The organism is Streptomyces sp. NPDC059456 (assembly GCF_042750055.1).
In the GTDB taxonomy this organism is placed as follows: domain Bacteria; phylum Actinomycetota; class Actinomycetes; order Streptomycetales; family Streptomycetaceae; genus Streptomyces.
Genome location: NZ_JBHYVA010000043.1, coordinates 17,206 through 24,021, shown reverse-complemented (window position 1 = coordinate 24,021; position 6,816 = coordinate 17,206). Strand labels below are relative to the sequence as shown.

Annotated in this window: 8 protein-coding genes; 6 read left to right on the top strand and 2 right to left on the bottom strand. The window is 69.0% G+C overall.

Annotation, left to right across the window (positions count from 1 at the left end):
- Positions 1–380: 380 nt before the first annotated feature.
- Together ACFXA3_RS06785 and ACFXA3_RS06780 are read left to right on the top strand one after the other, a co-directional pair.
- Positions 381–602, top strand: coding sequence for a hypothetical protein (locus ACFXA3_RS06785; protein WP_385182909.1), 222 nt, complete (start codon positions 381–383; stop codon positions 600–602).
- Between the two features lie 56 nt (positions 603–658).
- A complete protein-coding gene (locus ACFXA3_RS06780; protein ID WP_385182906.1) occupies positions 659–841 on the top strand; it encodes a hypothetical protein in 183 nt (60 codons plus the stop codon).
- A 126-nt stretch (positions 842–967) separates the two neighbouring features.
- On the opposite strand, the gene ACFXA3_RS06775 is transcribed toward ACFXA3_RS06780, so the two are convergent.
- Together ACFXA3_RS06775 and ACFXA3_RS06770 are read right to left on the bottom strand one after the other, a co-directional pair.
- Positions 968–1,492: a hypothetical protein gene (locus ACFXA3_RS06775; RefSeq protein ID WP_385182903.1), complete on the bottom strand. Its 525-nt coding sequence runs from the start codon at positions 1,490–1,492 to the stop codon at positions 968–970.
- 367 nt (positions 1,493–1,859) lie between these two features.
- A complete protein-coding gene (locus ACFXA3_RS06770) occupies positions 1,860–2,717 on the bottom strand; it encodes an alpha/beta fold hydrolase (protein WP_385182900.1) in 858 nt (285 codons plus the stop codon).
- A gap of 100 nt (positions 2,718–2,817) precedes the next feature.
- Here ACFXA3_RS06770 and ACFXA3_RS06765 point away from each other — a divergent pair, with 100 nt between their 5' ends.
- The 4 genes from ACFXA3_RS06765 (at position 2,818) to istB (ending at position 6,742) form a co-directional block, all read left to right on the top strand.
- Complete coding sequence (locus ACFXA3_RS06765) at positions 2,818–3,228, top strand: winged helix-turn-helix transcriptional regulator (protein ID WP_385182897.1); 411 nt, start codon at positions 2,818–2,820, stop codon at positions 3,226–3,228.
- An 81-nt stretch (positions 3,229–3,309) separates the two neighbouring features.
- The gene (locus ACFXA3_RS06760; RefSeq protein WP_385182894.1) at positions 3,310–3,816 is read left to right on the top strand and encodes a GNAT family N-acetyltransferase; all 507 of its coding nucleotides are present in this window, start codon (positions 3,310–3,312) and stop codon (positions 3,814–3,816) included.
- A gap of 503 nt (positions 3,817–4,319) precedes the next feature.
- Positions 4,320–5,948: an IS21 family transposase gene (gene istA / locus ACFXA3_RS06755; RefSeq protein WP_385182916.1), complete on the top strand. Its 1,629-nt coding sequence runs from the start codon at positions 4,320–4,322 to the stop codon at positions 5,946–5,948.
- On the top strand, positions 5,945–6,742 hold the full coding sequence (gene istB / locus ACFXA3_RS06750; RefSeq protein ID WP_385182891.1) for an IS21-like element helper ATPase IstB: 798 nt from the start codon (positions 5,945–5,947) through the stop codon (positions 6,740–6,742). Before istA ends, istB begins: the two co-directional genes overlap by 4 nt.
- Positions 6,743–6,816 lie beyond the last annotated feature (74 nt).

The following is a 6,816-nucleotide window of genomic DNA, read 5'->3' as shown; positions in this document are numbered from 1 at the left end:
CACTCTCATTTATCCTCGTGTCGTTTATTATTTATTTGCTGACCCCGGACGCCGGCCCCCCCGGGGGGGGCGGGTCGGGCCCCCCCCCTCCGCCGCCGGGCCCCCGCCCCCCCCCCCCAGCCGAAGCTTCGGATCCGTCCATCGCTCGCCCCTCTTCAACCGCAAATACCGTCCACGAACAGGGCAGTTGTCCCATTGTCACGCGTGCGATGACACGCCGGGAACGTCCGGCTGAGCACGGCCGGATGTTGACGATTGGCCGGTAATCGTCCGTTCCCGCTGCCGCAAGACCGCCCTCCGCCACAGGCTGGGACCAGCGCACGTTCAGCCCCGCACGCTGCCCGCGGACCCTCCGCGGGCCCTCATGGGAGGGAAGCCACATGCCCGCCACCGACCGGCAACCCCAGCAGACCCCACAGCCCTCGGGCACCGACCCCGTGGTGCTGCTGCTCCTGGCCGTCGTCATCGCCCTGGTCCTGGGCGCCACGCTCTACTTGTGCCTGGTCCACCCCTCCCTGACCGGGCCGATCGGCGCGATGGGCGGTATGGCCTCCGCATTGGCCGCCGCGTTCGGTGTGGCGCTCGCCCTGCGCCGGCGGTGAGTGCCGGCGCACGCCCGGCGGCGCCGACGCGGCGTACGTCCTGGACGAAAGCCTCGATGGCGAGGTCCTCCAGGACGTCCAGCGAGGGCTGCGCGGCGACCGACAAGCCCTCGGATCCGTCCGGGCGCAGCGCCCAGGACTGGGGGAAGGTGGTGGCGAAGTGCGTCCGCTCGATGCACGGGAAGCGCTCGGCCGACCTCAGTACCCGGTCGCCCACCTGGTGGCCCTTGGCGCCGTAGTCCGCGGAGGCGGACGTCGGCTTCGGCGGCAGCTGGGACGGTCAGGCCGGTGGTGGTGGTCGACGGGTGGCGCCAAACGGTGTCGCTGCGGGCGGTTGCCGCTTCGGCCTCGACTCTGGCGTGGCGTCAGTCGTCGGCTGCGACGAGGAGAGCGAGCGTCGCCGCAGGGCGGTCGATGACGACGAGCTCGTGGTGGTCGATGTGGATGGGGCCGTAGTCGTGCAGCGCGTCCTCAGGAAGTTGCCCCAGCAGGTATGTGCTGGTCGCCTCGCGGATCGGGCCGTCAATCTCCCGACGCAGGCGTGATGCGAGTGGTTCTGGGACGTTTCCGTGCTGCTCGGCCCAGCCGTGGATGACGTCGAGTGCCGACGCGGCATCGACGGCCTCGTAGGTGTCAGGGGTGATGTGGTCAAGCCACCACTGGCCGTGCCGCGGCCGGTCTTGAACACCGGCTCCGTCGTACGTGTCCCGAAACTGAGGGTGTGAGATCAAAGCAGCCAGTACGTTTCGGTCGTCCAGCAGCTCGGCCGGCAGCCGGAATTGCTTGGCATCGACCCAGCGGTAGCCATGATGAGAGCCCGCGCCGAAGCCGAAGTCTCGGAAGTTGATGAAGTGGCTGCTCAGGTGGACGAGGGTCGGGACTGGTTCCATGCTCGTCATCGTAGGTCGCGCCGTGTCCTCGACCCATCGGTGATCTTGGAGTTGACCAGCGGCTTTCCCCCAAGCCGCCATGTCCAGCGGGCGGCCTGCGGGCCGACGGACCGTTGACGAGCGTGGCCGGGGCGTCGAGCCGCGGGGGCCCTGCCCACCCCGCCTGGTACCCCAGTTCCCGACGTCCCCGCGTCCTCACCACCGCTGGTCGGATCCAGCGGCTCAGGAAGGAACCCAGAAGCTCCGGCTTGGTTGAGGTCGGACGTATGCCCCTGCCGTCGTGCGCAGCCTGATCCGGCGGTCCTGGACAACTCGCCGCTGGGACACGCCCCGAACCGCCGGCCGTGATCCTTCGGCCCCGCTCCGGTCACTTCGGCAGATCGGCCGAGAGGAAGGGGGCAAGGAGCGCGAATAGTGCGTCGGGGCGGTCCAGGGGGATGATGTGGCCGCAGTCCTGGAGATGGTGTCCGACCAGGTCATCGGCGATGGGGCGGAGTTGGCGTTCGAGCCCGGTGCCGACGGGGTGAGAGCCGACGACCATGGTGGGCATGGTCAGCCGAGCCGTCCCGACCGCGTCCTGGATCTGCTGCGCACTGGTGGGCAGGGCCCGGTAATAGGAGAACGCGCAGCGCAGGGCCTCACCCCCGGTGTACGCGTGGACGAACGCAGCACGGATGTCGTCGGGTACTCCTCGCCCGAGCGTCCCCGAGTCGAGGAACCAATTGACGTACCGGGCCTCGTTGCCGGCCAGGACGGTCTCGGCGAGGCCGGGGACGGCGTGGAAGCCGAACCACCACGGGGCACCGCCCGCGACGACGTCCTCTGCTCCGGGCAGGCGGCCGAGCAGCGCCTCCATCACGACCAGGCGCCGGACGAGGCCGGGCCGGCGCAGCGCGAGGAGGACGGCGGGGGCAGTGCCCGCGTCGATGCCGACCACCGCTGCCGAGGGCTCGCCGAGTGCGTCGAGCAGCCCTTCGGCGTCGGCGGCGAGGGTGCCGGCGTCGTAACCCTCGACGGCACGTGCGCTGGCACCGAAGCCTCGCAGGTCCGGGGCGATGACCCGGTACTGCCCGGCCAGTCGGCCCATGACGGCGCTCCAGAGCTGCCAGGTGTGCGGGAAGCCGTGCAGTAGGAGAACTGCGGGGCCTTCCCCGGCGATTGCGACATTGAGTTGGACGCCGTTCGCCGCGATGCGGCGCAGTTGGTGTGCGGTGGGGATGGGCACGACGGCTCCTCCGGCTGGTTACCATTGGTGACCACAGCACGATAGGTAACTGTCCGACGGCTTCCTAGACGGCACTTTCAGGGAAGGTGGTGAGCCACAGGTGACCACCCCAGAAGCCCGGGCCGCCGGTCACGGGGTACGCGGTGATCTGTTCGATCCCCATTGCCCGACACGGCAGTTGCTGGACCGCATCGGTACGAAGTGGACGTCGATGGCCGTCAAGACGCTCGCCGATGCCGCACCGGACGAGGTGCGCTTCGCAGACCTGAAGCGCCGGATGCCCGGCGTGTCGCAGAAGATGCTGTCCGTGACGCTGCGAAGCCTGACCCGCGACGGGCTGGTGTCGCGCCGGGTCGAACCCACCGTGCCGCCGCGGGTCTTCTACCGGCTCACCGGACTCGGGCTGTCACTGGAAGCCGCGCTTGCGGGGCTGCGGACCTGGGCGGAGGAGCACATGGCCGAGATCGACCGCGCCAACGAAGCCGCCGCCCAGGAGGCCGATGAAGGGTAGGGATCCGCGACCGCGCCCTGGTCCTCAAGCACTCGCGCACTACCAGTCATCCATTGCTCTGTTGCACCGTCTCAAGGCCTGATGCAAGGTCTGGAAGCGGGCATGGTGTGCCAGATGTGGGCGCGACCGCGACACCCTGAAGTCCGGCCCACCTTCCTGGAGCTCGGGTACGGGGTTGTCACCTCCCGCCGCGGCCGGGGCTACACCACCGAGGCCACCAGGGCACTCGCCGCCTTCGCCCTCGCTGCGCCCGCCGTCCAGGCCGTAGCCATCGGCGTGGAACGCTCGAACCTGCCCTCCGTCCGCGTCCTCGAGAAGGCCGGCTTCGAGCGGTGCACGGTTACGGCCGAAGAAGCCGAGGGAGTTGCCCGTTTCGCGTCACCCGGTACAACAGCCCCGGCAGGTAGACGTCCTGGGCCGGCGACACCCCAGCTGACCTGCTGGTTTCGACCCGTCGCTCCATCCGATCAACGGTCGTCCTGTGGCGAGGATGGCGGTTCGGGTGGCGCCGTGCAGGCCTCGGAGTGGCTGGTGGGGATCTTTGAAAACGGCTCTGACCGGAATTTCGTGAACGTTATGGCTGGGTGAGGATCCGGGTCCGGAGGAGAGCGAATGAGGCTCGGCCGTACATTGTCTCTTGAGCGTTTTGACCCTGTTGACGTGGCCTTCGACGACGCCTGAGCTCCAGGTGCGAGTGAGTCCTGCGGTGACGGAGTCGAGGTCTTGGCGGAGGAAGTCGGCGAAGCCGCTCATTGGTTTCGGGGCGTCTTGCTCAGCCTGGCGGATCCTATCGAGAAGAAAGGATCCGCGGCGGTCGCGGACGAGGTCGGGTGAAGGCCCGGGCGAGGTCGCAGGCCAGGTCACGAGTCCTACGCGCTCCTGCGGACCCCTCGTCCTCGCCCAGCCGCCGTGACCGTCACGAATATCCGCCACAGCCTGGCTTTATCGAGCAGTTGTGACGTCGCTTGTCGATGGGTTTGGGAGGCGCCCTGTTCCACGGATGGGTGATGTCGACGAGTTTGGGAGGCACTGGGGTTCTTGCCAGGGCAGCATCGGGATGCTCCTGGTGAAAGGTGCTGGTCATGCCGCGGATGTCGAAGGTCGAGCTGTACGCGGCGATCCGGCGTGACCACCGTGGCGGCATGTCGATGCGGGAGCTTGAGCGCAAGCACGGCGTGACGTGGCGGACGGTGCGGAAGGCGTTGGACTCGTCCTGGCCGGAGCCGCGCAAGAAGCTGCCGCCGCGGGCGACCGGGCTGGACCGCTACAAGCCGGTGATCGACGAGATCCTGCGGGCGGACCTGGACGCGCCGCGCAAGCAGCGGCACACGGTCACCCGGATCTTCCACCGGCTGGTCGAGGAACACGGCGCCGACGTCTCCTACGGGATGGTCCGCTACTACGTCGCGGCCCGGAAGCCCGAGATCCTGGTCGAGTCGGGCAAGGCCCCGCTGGAGGCGTTCGTCCCCCAGACCCACCAGCCCGGTCACGAGGCGGAGGTCGACTTCGGCGACGTGACGATCCGCCTCGCCGGCGAGCTGGTGACCTGCTACCTGTTCTCCTTCCGCCTGTCGTATTCGGGCAAGGCCGTCCACCGCGTGTTCGCCTCCTGCGGCCAGGAGGCGTTCTTCGAAGGCCACGTCCACGCGCTGCGGACGCTGGGCGGTGTCCCGCGGACCAAGGTCCGTTACGACAACCTCAAGGCGGCCGTCGCCCGCGTGCTCGGGCTGAGCCGGGCAAGGGTGGAGGCAGACCGATGGATCGCCTTCAAATCGCACCACGGCATCGAGAGTTTCTACTGCCGGCCGGGCATCGAGGGCGCTCACGAGAAGGGCGGGGTCGAGGGACAGATCGGCTACTTCCGACGCAACCACTTCGTCCCGGTCCCCGAGGTCGCCTCGCTCGCCGAGCTGAACGAGATGGTCGAGCAGTGGGACCGGCAGGACGATGCCCGCCGGATCGGCTCCAGGTCCCGGACCATCGCTGAGGACTTCACGCTCGAACAGCCGCTGCTGATGCCGCTGCCGGAGGAGCCGTTCGAGACAGGACGTCTGTTCACCCCGCGAGTCGACCGCTACGGCCAGATCCCGGTCCGCACGAACCGCTACTCGGTCCCCATCCGGCTGATCGGCAAGCGGGTGAGGGTCATCCTTCACGCCTCTCACCTGGTTGTTTACGACCAGAACGTGGAGGTGGCCCGGCACGAGCGGCTGATCGCCAAGGGCGCCGTCCGTCTGGAACTGGACCACTACCTGGAGGTCCTGGTCCGTAAGCCGGGCGCCTTTCCCGGCTCGACCGCTCTCGAACAGGCCCGCTCGGCGGGCAAGTTCACCCCGGTCCACGATGCCTGGTGGACGCAGGCCATGAAGATCCACGGTGAACGGGACGGCACCCGAGCCTTGATCGAGGTGCTGCTGCTGGGGCGGCATCTGCCGCACGAGCACGTCGTCGCCGGCCTGGCCGCAGCCCTGCGGGCCGGGGCCATGACCGCAGATGCGGTTGCGCTGGAGGCCCGCAAGGCCGCCCAGGCCGAGACCGAGCCCGCACCGGACGCCCGGACCCTCGGCCAGGCGCCGGCGACGGTGACGTCCCTGCACGAGTGGCGCCTGGCGCATCTTCCGCCGGACACCAGGCCGCTGCCCTCGGTGTCTCACTACGACCAGTTGCTCCGACGCCGCCGCACCAGCGGCAGCGGCCACCGTGAGGGAGAAGCGCAGTGACCATGCCCCGACAGCGAGGGTTGACCGAGCAGGCCGCCGACGCCGCGATCGACTCCGCCTGCCGCCTGCTGCGGCTGCCGTCGATCCGCAACGAGTTCTCCGACATCGCCGACCGGGCGATCAAGGACCAGATGACCTACCGCGGCTTCCTCGCCGAACTGCTGATGGCCGAGTGCGACGACCGGGCCCGCCGCAGGTCGGAGAGGCGGATCAAGGCAGCCGGCTTCCCCCGGGAGAAGTCGCTGCGGGCCTTCGACTTCGACGCCAACCCGAACATCGACCCGGCCACCATCCACACCCTCGCCAGCTGCGAGTGGATCAAGAAGAGTCAGCCGCTCTGCCTCATCGGCGACTCCGGCACCGGCAAGTCCCACATGCTCATCGCGCTGGGCACCGAGGCCGCGATGAAGGGCTACCGCGTCCGCTACACACTCGCCACAAAGCTGGTCAACGAGCTGGTCGAGGCCGCGGACGAGAAGCAGCTGAACAAGACCATCGCCCGCTACGGCCGCGTCGATCTCCTCTGCATCGACGAACTCGGCTACATGGAACTCGACCGCCACGGAGCCGAACTCCTCTTCCAGGTCCTGACCGAACGCGAGGAGAAGAACAGCGTCGCCATCGCCTCCAACGAGTCCTTCGGCGGCTGGACCAAGACCTTCACCGACCCGCGCCTCTGCGCGGCCATCGTCGACCGGCTCACGTTCAACGGCACCATCATCGAGACCGGCACCGACTCCTACCGCCTCGCCAGCACCCGAGCCCGAGCCGAGGAGCCCGCCAAGGCCGGCTGAACCATCCGGGTCCGCCCCCCCCGCCGCCGGGCGGACGCACCACCCGGACACCCTGGCCAGCCCGGCGAACCACC

Bases quoted from the DNA above. Each gene is read 5' to 3' on its own strand.
- ACFXA3_RS06785 (WP_385182909.1), top strand. From the start codon at position 381: ATGCCCGCCACCGACCGGCAACCCCAGCAGACCCCACAGCCCTCGGGC.
- ACFXA3_RS06780 (WP_385182906.1), top strand. From the start codon at position 659: ATGGCGAGGTCCTCCAGGACGTCCAGCGAGGGCTGCGCGGCGACCGAC.
- ACFXA3_RS06775 (WP_385182903.1), bottom strand. From the start codon at position 1,492: ATGGAACCAGTCCCGACCCTCGTCCACCTGAGCAGCCACTTCATCAAC.
- ACFXA3_RS06760 (WP_385182894.1), top strand. From the start codon at position 3,310: ATGCAAGGTCTGGAAGCGGGCATGGTGTGCCAGATGTGGGCGCGACCG.
- istA (WP_385182916.1), top strand. From the start codon at position 4,320: ATGTCGAAGGTCGAGCTGTACGCGGCGATCCGGCGTGACCACCGTGGC.